Below are 18,577 nucleotides of genomic sequence, written 5' to 3' on the forward strand. Positions count from 1 at the left end.
GAACCATGGACTTGGGAATCGCAGGGAAGAAGGCGCTCGTATGCGCGTCGTCGCGCGGACTCGGGCTCGCGTGCGCCACGGCGCTGTCGCGCGAAGGATGCGAAGTCTGGATCAACGGACGGCACGCCGATGCGCTCGACACCGCCGCGCAGCAGATCGAAGCGGTGACGGGCAGGCGGCCGCACGTGGTTGTCGCCGATCTCGGCACCGAAGCCGGGCGCGCGGCGCTTCAGGATGCTTGCCCGGAACCGGACATCCTCATCAACAACAACGCGGGACCGGAGCCGGGAAAGATCGCGGACTGGTCGCGCGAAGACTGGCTCGCGGCCGTCGAAGGCAACATGCTCGCGCCGGTATTCCTCATCAAGCATTACGTGCCGGGCATGCGCAGCCGCCGCTTCGGACGCATCGTCAACATCACGTCCGCGATGGTCAAGTCGCCCAGCGCGACGATGGGTCTGTCCGCCGCCGTGCGTGCCGGGCTCACGGCGCTCAGCAAATCCGTGCAGCGCGACTCCGTGATCGACAACGTGACCATCAACAACATGCTGCCCGAGCGCTTCGACACGGATCGTCAGCGCTACATGGCGGATCGCATGTCGAAGAAGGAGGGCATCACGGTCGACGAGGCGAAGAAGCGGATCGCCGCGACCATCGCCGCGAAGCGACTCGGCGATCCGGGCGAATTCGGCGATGCCTGCGCGTATCTGTGCAGCGCGCAGGCAGGCTTCATCTCCGGACAGAATCTGCAACTCGACGGCGGCTCGTACGCGGGCCTCGTTTAACACGCTACAAGGAGAATCATTCGTGAAATACGCGAGTTTCAGTATCGGCAATCGCAACACGTGGGGCGCGGTGACGAGCAATGGCGTCGTCGATCTCGGCAAGCGCTTCGGCGATCGCCACGCGAGCCTGAAGGCGTTCATCGCGGCGGGCCTGCCGCGCGAAATCGCGGAAGCGGCTTCCGGTGCAGCCGATTACCGCATCGACGAAGTGAGCTTCCTGCCGCCGATCGCGGACCCGGTGCATATCTGGTGTCTCGCGCTCAATTATCCCGAGCATCACAACGAAGTGCAGGCGGCGGGACGCGTGCAGGAGTTGCCGAAGTCGCCAGCCTTGTTCGCGCGCGCGAGCGATTCCCTCATCGGCCACGGACAGACGCTGCGTCATCCGCAAGTGAGCGAGCAGTTCGACTACGAGGGCGAGCTCGTCGTCGTGATCGGCAAGGAAGGATTTCAGATCCGCCAAGAAAACGCGTTCGATCACATCGCGGGATACACTGTGATGAACGAGGGAAGTGTGCGCGACTGGCAGTTTCATACGCGCCAGATCACGCCAGGCAAGAACTTCTATCGCAGCGGCGCCATCGGGCCGTGGATCGTCACGAAGGACGAGATCGCGGATGTCGATGCGCTGCGCATCAAAACGACGCTCAACGGCGAAGTCATGCAGGACGAATCCGTGAGCGCGATGGTGCACAAGATCCCGCGTTTCATCGAGTACGTGTCGAGTATCGCGCCACTCTATCCCGGCGATATTCTCGCGACGGGCACGCCGAGCGGCGTCGGCTTCTCGCGCAAACCGCCCGTGTTCATGAGACCGGGCGATGTGTGCGAGGTGTCGATCGAAGGCATCGGCAAGTTGAGCAACCGGGTCGCCGCGCAATAACGGAAGAAGGGCGGCGCTTCGAATTCAGATACGGGATCGCGATGGGAAAGGTCGAGCCGGCAGCCTGCGAGAAGATCGAGAAAGCGGCGCAGGAACTGCCTAGCATCTGGCAACTGAGAGTGTTCGAGGCCGTGGCTCGGCACGAGAACGTCACTCAGGCGTCGCAGGAACTGCTGCGCTCGCAGCCGGCGACCACATCATCCATCGCGGCGTTCGAGGCGCTGCTCGAAGTCACGCTGTTCGACCGCTCGACGACCGGAACCTGGCTCACGCCGGTCGGCGTCGCGGCGCTCGTGCGCGCGCGGCGCATTCTGCAGGCCGCCGAGGAAGCCGTGCTGTTGCTCGGCAGCACGCGCAAGGCGTCGCCGCTCGCGCTCGCAAGCGGCATCACGCGTACGCAGATTCGCTGTCTCCTCGCGATCGAGGAGCGCGGCTCGTTTCGCGCGGCGGCGCGCATGCTCGGCATTACGGAAGCCTCGCTGCAGCGCGCGGCGCGCACGCTGGAGCAGAATCTCGGCGCGCAGCTCTATCGGCATACGGCGGCGGGCGTCACGACGACGGACACCGGCAAGGCCTTCGCGCAGCGTCTCAAACTCGTCTGGGAGCAGATCGCGGCGCTCGTTCAGGCAGTGCGGGCGTATGAGTTTCCGAAGGAGCGCTCGGTCACGGTGGGCGTGCTGCTGCTCGATCCGGCCATTCTCATCGTCAATGCGATCCGCGCGCTTTCGGCGCAGTTTCCCGATACGCGCGTCACCGTATTGAGCGGCACTTACGAGGCGCAGCTCAACAAGCTTTCGCGCGGCGAGATCGATTTCATGATCGGCTTGCTGAAGAATCCGGGCAAGGCCTTCGATTTCGTCGAAGAGCCGCTGTATCGCGAACGCTACTTCGTGGTCGCGAGTCGCGATCATCCGTTGATGCGCGAGCGCGACGTGTCCGTCGAATCGCTCAGGCGGTATCAGTGGGTGTTGCCGCCGAAGGGCTCGCCGCGCCGCGAAGCCTACGAAAACCTCTTCTCCGAAGGCTCGCCGCCGCCCGCGAGCATCGAGACGTATTCGCTCTCGACCATCCGGATCACGCTGACCGATTCCGACATGCTCACCGTGCTCAGCTGGACGGAGATATTGAGCGAACGGCGCTTCGGCTTTCTCGCGCCGCTGCCGGTGGACGTGCCGTGGAAGGGCCCGATGTTCGGCATCACGTTACGGCGAGGCTGGACGCCTAACGAAGTGCAGGGCGCGTTCCTTCGCAACCTGAAGCAGAACGCCGCGGCGATAGCGGGGGATTCGGATCCGGACTGAGATTTCATCTCCGATGGCCAAGGAAACAAGCGGATCATCTATTTCGGGATCCAAAATAAAATGCAGTAAAGGAGACATATCATGCTACAGGCGCAATTCGGGCGCAGCCCATTTCAGGATCAGGCCACGCTCTCAGGCAATCAACGCATGCTGATCGGCCTCGTCGGAATCGGCAGCATGCTGGAGTTCTGGGACGCGTTTCTCATCGGCTTCATTATGGCGTTCCTCATCAAGCCATGGGGATTGACCTACGGCATCATGGGTGCGGTGCTGCTGTCGTCGGGCGTGGGCGCGATCATAGGCGGCGTAGTCTGGGGCGCGATGGCCGACCGCTTCGGCAGAAAGCCCGTGTTCGTCGTGTCGCTGCTGCTGCTCGCGGCGGCGAGCATCGGTCTCGCGTTCACGCCAGAGCGCGGCTGGATCTACATGGCGGCGCTCAGGACCGTCATCGGATTCTGTTCGGCGGGATACTTCATCCAGATCGCGCTCGTGCAGGAGTTCACGCCTCCGCGCAGGCGCGGCATGCTGACGGGCGTCGTTTCGGCGATCACCACCGGCGGCCTGCTGCTGGGCGCGTTCAGCGGCGCGTGGGTGATTCCCGCGATCGGCTGGCGCTGGACCTTCGTGCTCGGCGCGGCGCCCGCGCTCATCGCGTTGATCGGCGCGTTCTACATTCCGGAGTCGCCACGCTGGCTCAGTCTGCAGGGACGTCATGACGATGCGAAGCGGTCCGTCACGTGGGCGCTCGGCAGCACGGATTTCGAACTCGAACGCGCAATCTTGCAGCCGGCTCGCTCGCAAAGCTGGTTCGAGATCTTCCAGTGTCCGCGCCCGATGCTCACGGCGACGCTCATCAACATCGGCCTGATTTCCGGCTACTACGGCATCGTGCTGTGGGCGCCGACGCTGATGGCGCAGATCCAGCAAATGGCGCCGGTGCACGCGTCCAAGGTGATGATCGGCTTCAGCGTGCTCGGCATCGCGTCGCGGCTCGCGGCCGCGTCGCTCGCCGACAGGGTCGGCCGCAGAAAGACGGGCGGCTGGTTCGCGCTCGCGGCGGCGGCGGCGCTCGTCGTGGCGGGCTACATCGGTCATGGGGATATCGGCTCGCCCGCGTATTTCTGGCTGCCGCTCCTGCTCGCGTTCGTGATCGCGGACGGCAGCCTTTCTGTCTGCGCGGCGTATTCGACGGAAATCTGGCCGTCGCGACTGCGCGGATCGGGCTCGGGCTACGCGGGGCTCGCGGGGTCCGTCGGCAAGATCGTCGGGCCGCTCGGCCTCGCGCTGACGGCGGGATCGAGCAACGTCGTGATGCCTTCCGCGACTGTCTCGGTGATCGTTCCCGCGTTCGAGTTCCTCGCCTTCTGCCTGTGCGTATGCGGAGTGACCTATCTCACGATTGGCATCGAGGCGCGCGGCAAGACGCTCGAATCACTCGACGACACCGCCGAGGACAGCGCTCCCGTGCTCGAAGAATCGCGCCAGCGCGGCTGACGCGCGTCGTTTGCGGATACAGCAAAAACATATGGCGACGGCGCGTTTCCGATTGGGCCTGCAAGCCGCGTCGCCATAGACTGATTTCGAACCTGGCAACACGAAACGAGACAAGAGGAATCCATGAAGCGTTTGCGAGTGGGCATGATCGTGCCTTCGTTGAACACCATCGCCGAGGACGATTTCAGGGCGTTCTGCCCGAACGAGGTGTCGTATCACGTGCATCGCATCAGGCTGCGCAAGGAGGCCGGCCGCGTGACGATGGACGCGCTGACGCGCGCGTATCTCGAAGCAGTCGATGAAGCCGGCTTCGTGAAGGATATGTCGCCCCATGCGATCGCTTTCAACTGCACCGGTGCGAGCGTCGCGCACGGCAAGGGTTGCGACGTCGCGCTGGCCGCGCGCATGAGCGAGCGGGTCGGTGTGCCGTCGACCAATACGATGGTCGCGATCAAGGAAGCGCTCGCCTTCGTGCAGGCACGGAACATCCTGCATGTGTGCCCGTTCGGCGACGAGTTCTCGCGCGTCGAACGTGCATCGCTGGAAGAAGCCGGATTGACGATTCAGGGCACGGTGTCGCTCGGCTTCACCGATGCGAAAGTGGCCGCCCAGATGCCGCCGGGCGAGATCGCGGACGTCGTGATGAAACAGGTGGACGACACGACCGGCGCGGTTCTCCTGTCGTGCGCGAACGTGCGCGCCTTCGAGGCTGTTCAGGAACTCGAGGAGTCGCTGGGCATGCCGGTTGTGACGAGCAATCAGGCGATGCTCTGGTCGGTGCTTCAGGCGGCGGGCTGGCGCGGCAGTATCGCGGGCGCGGGCAGGCTCTTCGGCGGCAACTGATCCGCTCATACGAATACAACAGACAACAACACTCATGCAGATCGTAGATGCTCAAGTTCACGCCTGGGCGGACGGAGAATCGACCGGGCACCATCGGCGCACGCCCATTACGAAGGACGTGCTCGAGTCCGAGATGAGGCAGGCGGGCGTAGCGCGCGCGGTGCTCGTGCCGCCGCTGTGGGATGCGCGTCGCAATGCCTATTCGCTCGAACTCGCGCAAGCCGCGCCGGACCGCTTCGCAGTGATGGGCCTGCTCGACGTGCCGCCCGCAGACACAGAGCGCGCCGCGCAACGTTTGCGCACATGGCGCGAGACGCCGGGCATGCTCGGCATGCGCTTTCTCTTCAATACCAAAGAGCGCATCGCGCCCTTGCTCGACGGCCATTACGACGCACTCTGGCCGATCGCGGAGGAGACCGGCCTCGTCGTCGCGTTGCTGATTCCAGGCGCGCTCGCGGAAGTGGCGAAGATCGCGCAGCGGCATCCGAAGCTGCGGATCGTCGTCGATCATCTCGGCGTGCCGCGCGGCGCGACGGGGCCGGGCGCATTCGATCATCTGCCCGAGCTGCTCGCGCTGGCGCGTTATCCGAACGTGCATGTGAAGGCCGTCGCAGTCGGCGATTACGCACTCGATCCCTGGCCGTTCCGATCGCTCGACGCCACGCTTCGCCGCGTCTTCGATGCCTTCGGCCCGGACCGCATCATCTGGGGAAGCGATTTGTCGCGGCTGCATCATCCGTATCGGCAGTGCGTCACGCATTTCAGCGAGAGTCTTGCGTGGCTGTCGGGCGCGGACCTCGAACGCATCATGGGCCGCAACCTGATTCGCCTTCTGGAGTGGAGGCAACGCTAGCGGCCGCTTTTTGAGTTTGATAAAACCATACGAGAAAATGAGCCGGCAAAAGACCGGCCATCCTTAGGAGACGAAGATGCTCACAGCCGGAAGCTGGCCCTGCATCATCCTGTTGTACATCTACGGCACCGTGGCGACGTCGCTCGTCACGCAGTCAGTGCCGGTTATCGGCGATATCGCCACGTATTTTCATCTTTCACATGCGGCGTCGGGCTGGGTCATTTCGATACCATCGCTGATCACCGCGCTCGGCGCGCTGTTCGCCGGCTGGCTCGTCGACCGCATCGGCGACAAGCGCGTGATACTCGGCGGCTCGGTGTTCGCTTTCGCGGGCAATCTCGGCGTGTTCTTCGCGCACGATCTGACCGCGCTCTTCGTGAGCCGCCTGCTGGAAGGCGTCGGCTATCTGTCGCTGACGGTCGGCGCGGTGACGCTCATCATGCGTACGACGAGCGGCGCGCGCCGTAGCATCGCGCTCGGGCTGTGGACGTCGCATACTGCGGTGGGCATCGGCATGACGCTGTCCTTCGTCGCGCCGCTCGCCCAGCGCGGCGAGATGTGGCGCTGGGCGTTCGGCGGCCACGCGATGCTGATGGCCGTGCTCGTCGCGCTCGCGTTCCTACTGCCGCGCAAGCACGCGAACACGCAGGACCGGCGTCTCTCCGACATCTGGCTCGTGCTGAGAAGCCGTGCGCCGTATCGCGTCGCGCTGGCGTCGGGCGCGTCGGCATTCATCCAGACGGGCATCATGGCCGCGCTGACCGTCTATCTCGCGAGGCGCTTTCAGATCTCGATAGCTTCGGCCGCGGGCATCGGCACGCTCGCCGAGGTGTTCGTCGCGATCGGCTGTCTCTCGGTCGGGCATTTGCTCAAGGCGGGCGCGAAGACGTGGATGCTCGCGATCACGGGCGGCATCGTGATGCTCGCGGGAGGCATCGTGATGTATCTGCCGGCGACGGCGCTCGTTGGTGCAGCGGTGGCCGTGTGCGCCTTCTCGCTCGGCATCGGCACGGTGAACGGCACCATCTGGACGATGGTGCCCGGCGCCGCGCCCACGCCCGCGACACTCGGGGCGACGAGCGGCCTCGTCTCGCAGGCGACATATCTCGGCGTGCTGCTCGGGCCGCCCGCCATTTTTGCGACCTTCTACGAAGGCGGATGGACGGTACGCGTCACGCTCGTGGTCGTGGCGACCGTGCTGCAACTCGCGCCGATCCTCATGGGATCGCGCTCGAAAGACGCCGACGAACTTCCTTCCGGCGACGTGCAGGCGCTCGGACATCGCTGAGCCGCCGCACGGCGCTATCCACTCACTGACGCGCAGGTCATTTCCGGCGGCTTCGCCGGACGGGCAGGCGCACGCCCGAAAATATCGCGACAAAAAGCGGATTACATAAGGAGACAGAAAGTGAAGGAGATCACGCAACGATTCAATGCAAGCGCGACGCGCGCCATCGTCGGCATTGCCGGCGTGGCGATAGGGCTGTCGATCGCAGGAACGGCACACGCGCAAAGCAGCGTGACACTGTACGGCGTGCTTTCGACGACACTGGAATTCGTGAGCAACGCGAAGGGCAATCACCTGTACGCGCTGTCGAACGGGGGCATGATGCCGCCGCGCTGGGGCCTGCGCGGGGTCGAGGATCTCGGCGGCGGCACGCAGGCGATCTTCACGCTGGAAAACGGCTTCAACATAACCAATGGCGCGATGCTCGGCGGCATGTTCGGACGTCAGGCCTACGTCGGCCTGAGCAACCGGTCGCTCGGCACCGTCACGCTCGGCCGCCAGTACGAAGAGATGACGAACACGATGTGGTTTGCGACATCGGCGAACGTGTTCGCGGGCTACGGCGCGCACATCGGCGACAACGACAACATGTTCTTCACGAACCGTTTCAACAATGCGGTGCGCTATGCATCGCCGAATTTCGCGGGCTTCAGCTTCGCGGGAAGTTTTGCGTTCTCCAACTCGACGGAGTTCTCGAACAATGACGGCTACAGCGGCAGCGTCACTTATGCGCGCGGACGGTTGAAGGTCGCCGCGGCGTTCACGCAGTTCAACCGGCGCAGCAACGCGAATCCGTCTAATCTTACGAGCGGCGCGGTGGACAGCACCGGCTGGGGCTTCAGCTCGCCATTCGTGACGAGCCCGGGCGGTGCGGGTACGAACCAGCAGCGCATCATGGGCGTGGGCGGCACGTATGACTTCGGCTGGTTCAACGTGCTCGGCAACTACACGAACGTCCTGTTCAACTACTCGGATTCGACCGGTCTGCGTCTGCAGAACCTCGAAGGCGCGGCGTACAGGTACATCACGCCGGCGTGGGAAATGGGCGTCGCGTATGTGTACACGCACGGCGACTATTCGATCGGGCGCTCGACGCACTACAACCAAATTGATATCGCCTCGCACTATTTTCTGTCGAAACGCACGGATCTTTTTCTGATCGACATTTATCAGCGCGCGAGCGGGCCGAACGCATTCGCGCAGATCTACACGACGAGTCCGTCATCGGGGAAGAATCAGACGCTCGTCGAAGCGGGAATCATGCACAAGTTTTGAGCGTCACGATGCCTACTTTCCGCGCCCGGATGCCTGACTGACAAAGGGCGCTCCGCCGATCGCAGAGTCGACGGAATCGTTCACTTTCGACGCAGCGGCGAGTTGCACGCGCCGCTGCGCTGCCTCCATGTTGGCCGGATAGGACGGATCGTTTTCTGAAGGCGTGTATCCCATCTGCTCCAGTTGACGGAGCTCGGCGACAACCTGCGTGCGGTCGACAGTGTTGTTCCCGGCAGCGACGGCGGCGATCGGCAGGCTGAAGGAAATGCATAGAGTGAGAGCGATGCGGAGAGTCATTTTGAGTAGCGGCATAAGTCGCGAATTAAAGGGGTTTTCATTCTAGGGTTTTCCCTTAATCTGCATAGCAGCTTAAGCATTTGTCGATCGCGTCGGGCATGGAATCTATGGTGCACGTCGCTTTTTGCGGGATCCCCCCTCTTGGATGCATCGCGTCCACGGACATAGATCTGGGTCTCACGGTGTAGGGGCGTGTAGGGTTTTTACTTTGAAATGCACGCTGTCGGCCGAGTGCGTCGCGACGCACGGGCCTCATTCGCCGCAGCCGATCTTCAGCCTACGCGTGGATCGGCCCTAGGCCGCCGATATCGAGGCATGCTATGCGAAATCACACCTATCCCATCTAAAACGTTTATCGGCTTCCCTGTCGAAAGAGACGATCAACTGCGGCCGAAAGGCCGGCGACTTGGAACTTGCGGAGCTGCGACGCGAGGTCGACCAGGTATCGCAACTGGTTAACCCCATTCTCTACCGTTAGGCCACTCAAGTTATGTTCTTGCATCAATGAAATCGTGCTCAGTCAGGGGAGGCCGTACAGATGCAAACGCACTCACATACGCCCGGCATCGAGTCATCCGGTCATCGAATTTCCACATCTGAATCGCCTGCGTCGATGCGCATGACGCTCCGTGCCGGTGCGGCCGGCGGCTTCGTCGGCGCCGTGATTATCTGGATCTACGAAGCGCTTATTTGGGTGGGCGTACAGCATCTGATGCCACTCGCGGGCATTCCACGAAACGCAACCGGCTTGGTCTTCGGGAAGGCGTTTCAAGAAGCGATCGGTATATGGTCCTATATGATCGGCACGAGCATTCACTTCGTATTCGCCGCCGCGTGGGGCATCTTGTTTGCGATGCTGTGGCCATACTTTCGTCGACGCGGATTTGAGGCCACCTTTATTGCGCTGTTCTATGGAATGTTCGCGTGGATCGTGATGCACGTCGCCATCATGATCGCGTCGACCAATCATCCGAACTACTACGACCCCAACGTGATCATTGGCGGCTTCATGTCGCATTTCTGCTTCACGGTGCCGCTCGCGCTGGTCGTCAAGCGTATGTTGGGCGGCGCCCAATAGGACAGTCTCGTCGCGAGTGTCTTATCGACGGTGCTGGTGCAAAAGCGATGACGGAACGGGCAATATTTCAGGATGGCAAACACGGCAATCGAAATCTAATCAGCGTTGCAACATTTTTATCTGGCCGCGACAGCCTAGAGAAAAGTGTCGCCGGTTGTCGATGGACAGGAACGTTGTTGGCGAAGTCCGGCAATAAAGAGCTTGGGATGGCGCTAGAAAACTGAGCCGGAGCAGTCATTTCTGGTGGTAGAGGCCATAACGATTGCCGAGAGATTTCGATCACCAGAGCGTGATTTCCGTTTTTTTTCGAAAGCCCTGATCACCGATCATGTGCAGGCCAGAATGAACCACGAAGTTCTTGTCTTTGACAATGATCCCGTCGCCCGCGATCTCCTCTCTCGGTTCCTTCGCGCCAACGGATTTTATGTGTCGGTGCTTCATGAGATCAAAGATCTCCGCCGACGCCTCGAAAAAAAACGCCCATCGGTCATCGTTCTCGACACCATGACGCCCGGCACAGACGGCTTGGCCACTTTAGCAGCACTTCGCAAGTCTCGCGATGATATCCCCATCGTACTTATTTCGGCGCGAGGAGCAGTCGAGGATCGTATCGCCGGACTCTCCCTCGGTTGCTGATGATTATGTCGTCAAGCCATTTGATCCGGGCGAGTTGGCAGCTCGCATTCATGCGGTTCTCCGACGGTGCGGCCCCTCTCCAACAAATGTGCCTGAAGCACTGTCGAGAGCTTGCTTCGGGCCATTCGAGCTTGATTTCACGACACGCACCTTTCTACGTGATGCTCAACGCATTGTTCTGCGCGATAGCGAGTTTGCCTTGCTGAGGGTATTCGTCAAGAACCCTTTCAAGGTTCTGACACGTGAACTGCTTCATGATCTTCTTCACCACGGCGAAGTTCCGTTTCGGGATCGGGGACTCGACGTCCCCATTTGGCGACTTCGGCGTATCATTGAGACCGACCCGTCGAACCCGCACTTCATTCAGACCGTGCGCCGTAAGGGCTTCGTGTTCATGCCGGAGGGCGGGAATACCAGGTAGCAGCAGACGGCTACGCAGTAAGTCGAGTCAATTTTCGTCCGCGAAATTACTGTATTCGCCCGTTTGGCGCCCCAGCGGAAGCAATTTTTGAAAAACGTCGGCGGCGTTCTCGCCTGCACGATCGACATGTACGGCTACTCGCGCAGATTGCGGTCATAGACGAGCGCCGCAGCCGCAAGGTCTTCGAGTGCCGTGCCCACCGCCTTGAATTGGGTGCGTTCCACATCGTTCGAACGGCCCGGCGCCTGCGCGCGGCACAGTGCTCCGAGCGTCGGCCATTGTTCGGGGTTCGCTAGCACGCCGCGCTGCAAAGGCCCGAGCAGATCCCCGACTTCTGGAACGCCTCGGGCGTGTCGACGAAAATCGTCGCGTTCGTGAGAGCAGGCGTCGTCGGCTTCGCGCATAGCGGACGTGAAGCCGCCGATCAGGTCTAGACGTGAAACCCGGTGGGAGCCATTTGCCTTGCACGACGGGCGCGGTGGCGAGGTCGCGCACGTGACCACATCGGCGCGCGCGACGCTCTCCGGCAGATTGTCGACGACGCGCGCGCGAACCCGAGTTCGGCGAGACGGGCGGTCAGCTGCTCCGAAGCCGCGGGCGCCGCGTCCCATAGCCCGACTTCGCGAATCGGCAGCACCGCGCGATACGCCTGCGGCACTACACTGCCGACGCGCTCAGCGCCGAGCAGCGTCATGCGCGAGGCATCCTTGCGCGCCAGATAGCTCTCCGCCAGCGCCGATGCCGCCGATGTGCGGCGCGAGGTGATCTCGTTGCCGAAATATGTGGTCGGCTTCACGTTCGCGCAGTTCGTCGTGCATGTTCCGCTGGTCGTGTTCATGCTGTGGGTGTTCGCGCCGACGCTGACCTATCACTTCCCGGTCATGCCCTGAGATTGCCGACTCGTCGATTGATCAGCGTACTCTTCATGCGCGGCTGAACGGCAGCGGGCACTTGGCGGCTGCCATAGCGGTATCCCTGGCAAAATCGACGCGTTTGCGTTGCACCTGTGAAGATGAAATGATTTCCGACGATATCGCCACGCGATTGAATGAGGTCGTGCATCGTTGATAACCTCCTGGAGGTAGTTATCCGCCTCTTAGGCATTCAGGCGACCGATTTCTGCCCGGCATCCACATGAGCCGGATCCAGCGTATCTCGTTGGATAATCGGGTGTCGCACGAAAAAATGATAGGCGATTGCGCCAAGCACCGACACTACCGCCGACGACAGGAAGACGAAGGTGAAAGAATGCATGGCATCGACGATCATGCCAGCAACCAGCGGCGACAGCGTCGCGCCCAGAAATCCGCCGAAGTTCTGCACGGCGCCTGCCGACGCGACGGTTGAATACGTCGTGACTTCGGCGGGCAGCGACCATGCGTGCGCCACCACGGCGCCGTTGAATCCCAGCGCGAATGCCATCAGGATGACCGCGACAGGCAGGCCCGCTGACTGGCCGAACACCGCGTTGAGCGGCAGCAGTGGGAGTACGATGGCCTGTAGCAGCAGCGCAGCAACAATGGTCACCTTCTTCGCCTTGAGTGTCGTCCATCCCGAACGTTCGGCCAGTTTGCCGGACATGATGCCGCTCACGATATCGCCGATGATCGCGCCCACCCACGGCACGCTGGCCGCAAGACCCAACGAAGAAAACTTGACACCGAACTGCTCGATGATAAACATGGGAATGAAGACCAGAAAGATCTGATACACCCAAAGATTGCAGAAGAAGCCCGCCATCATTCCCCACATGCTCTGGCGCTTGAACATGGCGGTCCAGGGCACGCGCACCGTGTTGTTGGCGGCGGTGGCGGCAGCGCGAACGTCGCCGTCCTTTGCGATATAGGCACGTTCTTCCTTGCTCAAACGCGTGTTTCGATCGACGTCTCGATAGCAGAGCAAAAACACGACGGCTACGATGACGCCGGCCACGCCCGCCGCCATATACATCGTGCGCCAGCCGAACTCGGCGACGACGAAGACGAGCGCGAAGGTCAGAAACGCCGGGCCGACCTTCAGCGCCGCATCCCAACTGGCGTTGGCGATGCCTTGCTCCTTTTTCGGAAACCATTGCGTGACGATCTTGTTCGTCGAGGGCAGCGAGGGCGATTCGGCCGCGCCCAGCCATGCGCGCGCGAAGAGAAACGCGCCGAACGAATGCGCGGCGCCCATTGCCGCGGTCGCGGCGCTCCATACCACGACGGATACGCCCAGCAATTTGCGCGGACCGAAGCGATCGACGAACCATCCGGACGGCAACTGTCCGAATGCATAAAAGAGTGAGAACGCGCTGCCCAGCAAGCCGATGTCGGTCGCCGTGAAGCCGAGTTCATGCTGCATGGCGGGTGCCGCGATCGACAAGGTCAGGCGGTCGATGTTGTTGACGAGCGCGATCAGACAGAGAAGGGCGAGGACCATCCATCGCTGTCGTCCGGCGGTCCAGAACGCAAGCAGCATGAACGCGAAGCCGATGCCCGCCATGACGCGGAACGCGTAGTAGAGCAGCGGCAGTGCGGGCGGCTGATCGTCGCGGGCGAAGTCGGTCAGTCCTTTCACCTGTCCGTGCAGCGAGTGCGTGCCGAGCACGCTCAGCATGCCGGGCACCTCGATGGACCAGTCGTTGCGTTGCGCCTCCCGGTCCGGCCAGGCGAGCAGGGACCAGGACGCGCCTGTGCCCGGCGCATTCGTCTTCCAGTGCCCTTCGATGGCCGCGCCCTTCGCAGGTTGTGTCTCGAACACACTCACGCCGCTCGAATCGCCCAGCCAGATCTGCAAGGGCGCGACGAACACCAGCACCAGCAGCGCGAGACGAAACGAGCGCACGAAGAACTCCGGATGACGCCGCCGGTAGAGATTCCACGCTGATATGCCGGCGATGACGAACATGCCCGTCTCGATGGCCGCGACCCACATGTGCCCCACGCCCCAGACCATGTCGGGGTTGAAGATCGCCGCGAGAAAATCCGTCACGACGATCTTTCCGTCGACGATGGAATAGCCCGCCGGAGTCTGCATCCACGAGTTGGCGACCATGATCCAGAACGCCGAGGTGCTGGAGCCGAGCGCGACCATCGACGTGGCGAACAGGTGCACGCCGCGCGACACCCGTCCCCAGCCGAGCAGCATCACGCCGATGAAACCTGCTTCGAGCATGAAGGCCATCGCGCCTTCGAAGCCCAAGATATTGCCGATGAACTGGCCGCTGAACTGCGAGAAGCCGGCCCAGTTGGTGCCGAACTGGAACTCCATCGGAATGCCGCTCACGACGCCGACCGCGAAGTTCAGCACGAGCAGCTTGCTCCAGAAACGCGCGTGCCGGTAATACGCAACGTCGCCGGTGCGGATCCACAGCACTTCGACGAGCACGAGAAACGCGGAAAGGCTGATCGTGAGAATCGGCCAGAGTATGTGGAAGATCGCGGTCATCGCGAACTGCGCGCGCGACAGGTCGAGTACGTGATCAAGCATGATGTCCGGTTCCGTGTCGTTGATCGGTGGCGCTCGAGGCATAATCGTCGACAGCGCCGCTACGCACGACCTTGACAGGCACCGACTTGTAGGCAGGCGTGCGGCTTTGCGGGTCGAACGCATGAAGCGGCACGAGCGGATTGACTTCCGGGTAGTACGCACCGCAGCACCCGTCGGGAAGCGCGTACTCGACGATCTTGAAGTTGCGGATGACGCGCTCGATACCGTCTTGCGCAATGGCCCGGATATCGACGCGATCGCCCGCACGCAGCTTGCGTTTCGCCAGCTCGCGCGCGTTCATGAACACCACGTCGCGCTGACCGAACACGCCGCGATAGCGATCCGAATGCGAATAGAGCGTCGTGTTGTACTGATCGTGGCTGCGCATCGTCGTGAGCGAGAGCGCTTCGGGATCGTCCTGCGCGGGATCTTCATCGAGACCGTCGAAAACGAGGAAATTCGCGCGGCCGGTGTTCGTGTCCCACACGCGCTCGCGCGCCGGCGAGCTCAGATGGAAGCCGCCCGGCACGCGAATGCGCGCGTTGTACGCCTGAAAGATCGGAAAGACGATTTCGATCGCGTCGCGGATGCGGTCATAGCTCGCGACGAGATGCTCCCAGGGCACGCGTGACTTCTCGCCGAGCGTGGCGCGCGCCATGCCCGCCACGATGGCCGGCTCGCTCATCAAATACGGCGATGCGGGCTCGTTGCGCCCGGCGGACGCATGCACCATCGACATCGAATCCTCGACGGTGACCGACTGCGGCCCGTCCGCCTGAATGTCGATCTCAGTTCGGCCGAGGCAGGGCAGTATCAGCGCGTCCTTGCCATGTACGAGATGACTGCGATTGAGCTTGGTCGCGATATGCACCGTCAGATTCAGCTTGCGAATCGCGCTTTGCATGCGTTCCCAGTCGGGAATCGCCGCCGCGAAATTGCCGCCCAGCGCGATGAAGACCTTCGCTTCGCCGCGCATCATCGATTCGAGCGTGGCCACTACATCGTTGCCATGCGTGGGCGGCGGCGTGAAGCCGAACGCGCGCTCGATGCCCGCGATCAGTTGCGCGCTCGGCTTCTCCGTGATGCCGACCGTGCGATTGCCTTGCACGTTCGAGTGTCCGCGCACCGGACAGATGCCCGCCCCCGGCCGCCCGACATTGCCGCGCAACAGCGCGAGGTTCGCGATCTGCTGCACTGCCTCCGTGCCGCGGCGATGCTGCGTGATGCCCATGCCGTAAACAAGGATCGCATTGTTCGCGCGCATGTAGATGTTCGCCGCGTTCGTGATCTCGTCGCGCGTGAGTCCTGCGTGACGTTCGATCGCGTCCCACGGCGTCGCGCGCAGATCGGCGAGCAGCGCTTCGATGCCGTGCGTATGGCCTTCGATGAACTCGATATCGAGCACGCGCGGCTGATCGCAGGCGAGGGCGGCATCGTCGGCTTCGACGATCGCCTTCATCATGCCCTTGAGCGCGGCCACGTCGCCACCCACGCGCACCTGATAGAGAAACGAGCTGATGTTCGTGTAACCGAGCGTCGCCATCTCGACCGGATTTTGCGGCGATGCGAAGCGTTCCAGTGCGCGCTCGCGAAACGGATTGAACGACACGATCTTCGCACCGCGGCGGGCTGCGGCGTGCAGGTCGCTCATCATGCGCGGGCTGTTGGTGCCGGGATTCTGACCGAAGATGAAGATCGCGTCCGCATGCTCGAAGTCTTCGAGCAGCACAGTGCCTTTACCGACGCCGATGGATTGCGGCAGGCCCACGCTGGTCGCCTCGTGACACATGTTCGAGCAGTCGGGGAAGTTGTTGGTGCCGAATTCGCGCACGAAGATCTGGTACAGAAACGCCGCTTCGTTCGACGCGCGGCCGGACGTGTAGAAGTCCGCCTGATCCGGATGTTCGAGCGCGTCGAGATGACGGCCGACGAGGGCGAACGCATCGTTCCATTCGATCGGCACGTAGCGGTCCGATTCCGGGTCATAGACCATCGGGTGCGTGAGACGGCCCGCCATCTCGAGGTCGTAATCGTTCCATGCCGCAAGCTCGGAGACGCTGTGCTGCGCGAAGAACTCGGGCGTGCAGCGCATCGCGGTGGCCTCCCATGCAACCGCCTTGGCGCCGTTTTCGCAGAACTCGAACGACGAAGTATGTTTCGGATCGGGCCATGCGCAGCCGGGGCAGTCGAAGCCTTGCGGCTGGTTCATGCGCAGCAGCGTCTGCGCGCCCGACACGGCAATGCCCTGGATCTTCAGCGCCTCGCCGGTGGCCTTCAATGCACCCCAGCCGCCCGCAGGCTCGCTATAGATGCGTATTGCTTTCTTCTCGCTCATTTCCTTCGCCTCGCAAACAATGCCATTCGTTGGTTTGGTAAACGTGATGATCGTCGTTCGCATACGAGGGGTTTTGCATAAAAGCCGGGCCGTTTGCGATCCGCACGAATTGCGAAAGCGGGCGTTGCCGCTTCGCCATCGCCGTGCATACGCTAAAACACTGGTTGCATCGAAAAGACCGGGTTTCGATGGCCGTGAATACTCCTTCCCTACGCGACGGACCCGCCGCGTTACGCGCCGTGCCGAACATCGACTGCATGAGCGGCGCGCCTGATCGAGCATTCAAGGAGCTATTGCAATGGCCACATTCACACTGAAAGACGGAACCGAACTGTTTTACAAGGACTGGGGCTCGGGCCAGCCGGTCGTCCTGTCGCACGGCTGGCCGCTCAACGCGGACGCGTGGGACGCGCAAATGATGTATCTCGCCGAGCGTGGCTATCGAGTGATCGCGCACGATCGACGCGGCCACGGGCGCTCGGGCCAGACGTGGGCCGGCAACGACATGAGCCGCTATGCGGACGACCTCGCGGAGCTGATCGATCACCTCGATGTGCAAGACGCCGTGTTCATCGGCCATTCGACGGGCGGTGGGGAAGTCGCCCGTTATATCGGCCGTCACGGCACGAAGCGCGTGAAGAAGGCCGTGCTGATCTCGGCGGTGCCGCCTTTGATGCTCAAGACGGAGGCCAATCCCGGCGGCCTGCCGCTTTCCGTTTTCGACGATATCCGCAAGGGCGTTATCGGGAACCGCTCGCAGTTCTTCAAGGATCTGGCGACGCCGTTCTTCGGCTTCAATCGCGAAGGCGCGCACGCTTCGCAAGGCACGATCGACTGGTTCTGGCTCGCGGGCATGCAGTGCTCGATCAAGAGCGCCTACGACTGCATCGAGGCATTCTCGGAAACGGACTTCACCGAAGACCTCAGGAAGATGACGATGCCGACTCTGGTGCTGCAAGGCGACGCCGATCAGATCGTGCCGCTCGACGACTCCGGCAAGCTCTCCGCGAAGATCGTCCCCGACGGCACGCTCGTCGTCGTTCCCGGCGCGCCGCACGGCATCTGCACAACGCATGCCGATATCGTGAACGAGCAACTGCTCGCGTTCATTCGCAAGTGATGGTGAGAGCCATGAAAGACATTCCGGAATCTCACCCTCCATTTCCACCGTTCTCGCGCGAGACGGCTCTCGAGAAAGTGCGTCAGGCCGAAGACGGATGGAACTCGCGCGACCCCGATCGCGTATCGCACGTCTATTCGCTCGACACGCAATGGCGCAATCGGGCGGAGTTCGTTCACGGCCGCGAGGACGTGCGCGCGTTTCTCGACAGAAAGTGGCGCAAGGAGTTGGACTACCGCCTCATCAAGGAGCTGTGGGCGTTCGGCGGCAATCGCATCGCCGTGCGCTTCGCTTATGAATGGCGCGACGATGCGGGCAACTGGTTCCGTTCTTATGGCAACGAGAACTGGGCGTTCGGCTTCGATGGTCTGATGAGACATCGTCATGCGAGCATCAACGACGTGCCGATCGCCGAAAGCGAACGCAAGTTTCATTGGCCGCTTGGCCGAAGACCGGACGATCATCCGGGGCTCAGCGAGTTGGGGCTCTGAGCAAAAGAG

15 protein-coding genes and 2 pseudogenes are annotated in these 18,577 nt (G+C 62.3%); 12 read left to right on the forward strand and 5 right to left on the reverse strand.

What is annotated here, in order from left to right; genetic code table 11:
- Nucleotides 1–5 precede the first annotated feature (5 nt).
- The 8 genes from NCT05_RS31025 (at nucleotide 6) to NCT05_RS31060 (ending at nucleotide 8,722) form a co-directional block, all read left to right on the forward strand.
- Nucleotides 6–785, forward strand: a complete 780-nt coding sequence (locus NCT05_RS31025; protein WP_250503945.1) for an SDR family oxidoreductase — start codon at nucleotides 6–8, stop codon at nucleotides 783–785.
- A 22-nt stretch (nucleotides 786–807) separates the two neighbouring features.
- Nucleotides 808–1,668 carry a fumarylacetoacetate hydrolase family protein gene (locus tag NCT05_RS31030; protein ID WP_250437238.1) on the forward strand — a complete coding sequence of 287 codons (861 nt, stop codon included), beginning with the start codon at nucleotides 808–810 and terminating at the stop codon, nucleotides 1,666–1,668.
- 41 nt (nucleotides 1,669–1,709) lie between these two features.
- Nucleotides 1,710–2,969 (forward strand): LysR family transcriptional regulator, encoded by a 1,260-nt coding sequence (locus NCT05_RS31035; protein ID WP_250503946.1) that lies wholly within the window; start codon nucleotides 1,710–1,712, stop codon nucleotides 2,967–2,969.
- 81 nt (nucleotides 2,970–3,050) lie between these two features.
- Entirely contained in the window at nucleotides 3,051–4,463 is a 1,413-nt protein-coding gene (locus NCT05_RS31040) for an MFS transporter (RefSeq protein ID WP_250503947.1), read from the forward strand.
- 123 nt (nucleotides 4,464–4,586) lie between these two features.
- The gene (locus NCT05_RS31045; protein ID WP_250503948.1) at nucleotides 4,587–5,306 is read left to right on the forward strand and encodes a maleate cis-trans isomerase family protein; all 720 of its coding nucleotides are present in this window, start codon (nucleotides 4,587–4,589) and stop codon (nucleotides 5,304–5,306) included.
- 34 nt (nucleotides 5,307–5,340) lie between these two features.
- Nucleotides 5,341–6,159 carry an amidohydrolase family protein gene (locus NCT05_RS31050; protein WP_250503949.1) on the forward strand — a complete coding sequence of 273 codons (819 nt, stop codon included), beginning with the start codon at nucleotides 5,341–5,343 and terminating at the stop codon, nucleotides 6,157–6,159.
- Between the two features lie 76 nt (nucleotides 6,160–6,235).
- Nucleotides 6,236–7,447: an MFS transporter gene (locus tag NCT05_RS31055; RefSeq protein ID WP_250503950.1), complete on the forward strand. Its 1,212-nt coding sequence runs from the start codon at nucleotides 6,236–6,238 to the stop codon at nucleotides 7,445–7,447.
- A gap of 120 nt (nucleotides 7,448–7,567) precedes the next feature.
- A complete protein-coding gene (locus NCT05_RS31060; protein ID WP_250503951.1) occupies nucleotides 7,568–8,722 on the forward strand; it encodes a porin in 1,155 nt (384 codons plus the stop codon).
- 12 nt (nucleotides 8,723–8,734) lie between these two features.
- Here NCT05_RS31060 and NCT05_RS31065 read toward each other — a convergent pair whose 3' ends face one another.
- A complete protein-coding gene (locus NCT05_RS31065; protein WP_250503952.1) occupies nucleotides 8,735–9,019 on the reverse strand; it encodes a DUF4148 domain-containing protein in 285 nt (94 codons plus the stop codon).
- A gap of 613 nt (nucleotides 9,020–9,632) precedes the next feature.
- On the opposite strand from NCT05_RS31065, the gene NCT05_RS31070 reads away from it, so the two are divergent.
- Nucleotides 9,633–10,097: a hypothetical protein gene (locus NCT05_RS31070; protein ID WP_250437327.1), complete on the forward strand. Its 465-nt coding sequence runs from the start codon at nucleotides 9,633–9,635 to the stop codon at nucleotides 10,095–10,097.
- Nucleotides 10,098–10,439: 342 nt separating this feature from the next.
- Nucleotides 10,440–11,154: pseudogene (locus tag NCT05_RS31075) on the forward strand (response regulator).
- A 134-nt stretch (nucleotides 11,155–11,288) separates the two neighbouring features.
- Here NCT05_RS31075 and NCT05_RS37070 read toward each other — a convergent pair.
- From NCT05_RS37070 to NCT05_RS31105, 4 genes and pseudogenes are all read right to left on the reverse strand, one after another.
- A pseudogene (locus tag NCT05_RS37070) lies at nucleotides 11,289–11,950 on the reverse strand (hypothetical protein).
- Between the two features lie 83 nt (nucleotides 11,951–12,033).
- Complete coding sequence (locus NCT05_RS31090; protein WP_250437247.1) at nucleotides 12,034–12,216, reverse strand: hypothetical protein; 183 nt, start codon at nucleotides 12,214–12,216, stop codon at nucleotides 12,034–12,036.
- Between the two features lie 42 nt (nucleotides 12,217–12,258).
- Nucleotides 12,259–14,622, reverse strand: coding sequence for an MFS transporter (locus NCT05_RS37280; RefSeq protein WP_502801808.1), 2,364 nt, complete (start codon nucleotides 14,620–14,622; stop codon nucleotides 12,259–12,261).
- Nucleotides 14,615–16,957 carry an FdhF/YdeP family oxidoreductase gene (locus tag NCT05_RS31105; RefSeq protein WP_250503953.1) on the reverse strand — a complete coding sequence of 781 codons (2,343 nt, stop codon included), beginning with the start codon at nucleotides 16,955–16,957 and terminating at the stop codon, nucleotides 14,615–14,617. The genes NCT05_RS37280 and NCT05_RS31105 overlap by 8 nt, the downstream gene beginning before the upstream one ends.
- A 298-nt stretch (nucleotides 16,958–17,255) precedes the next feature.
- Between NCT05_RS31105 and NCT05_RS31110 the strand changes: the two genes are divergently transcribed.
- Together NCT05_RS31110 and NCT05_RS31115 are read left to right on the forward strand one after the other, a co-directional pair.
- Nucleotides 17,256–18,077, forward strand: a complete 822-nt coding sequence (locus tag NCT05_RS31110) for an alpha/beta fold hydrolase (RefSeq protein WP_250437248.1) — start codon at nucleotides 17,256–17,258, stop codon at nucleotides 18,075–18,077.
- Nucleotides 18,078–18,088: 11 nt separating this feature from the next.
- A complete protein-coding gene (locus NCT05_RS31115) occupies nucleotides 18,089–18,568 on the forward strand; it encodes a nuclear transport factor 2 family protein (protein WP_250503954.1) in 480 nt (159 codons plus the stop codon).
- Nucleotides 18,569–18,577: the final 9 nt, after the last annotated feature.

The sequence above is a fragment of the Caballeronia sp. AZ7_KS35 genome (assembly GCF_023631045.1).
In the GTDB taxonomy this organism is placed as follows: domain Bacteria; phylum Pseudomonadota; class Gammaproteobacteria; order Burkholderiales; family Burkholderiaceae; genus Caballeronia; species Caballeronia zhejiangensis.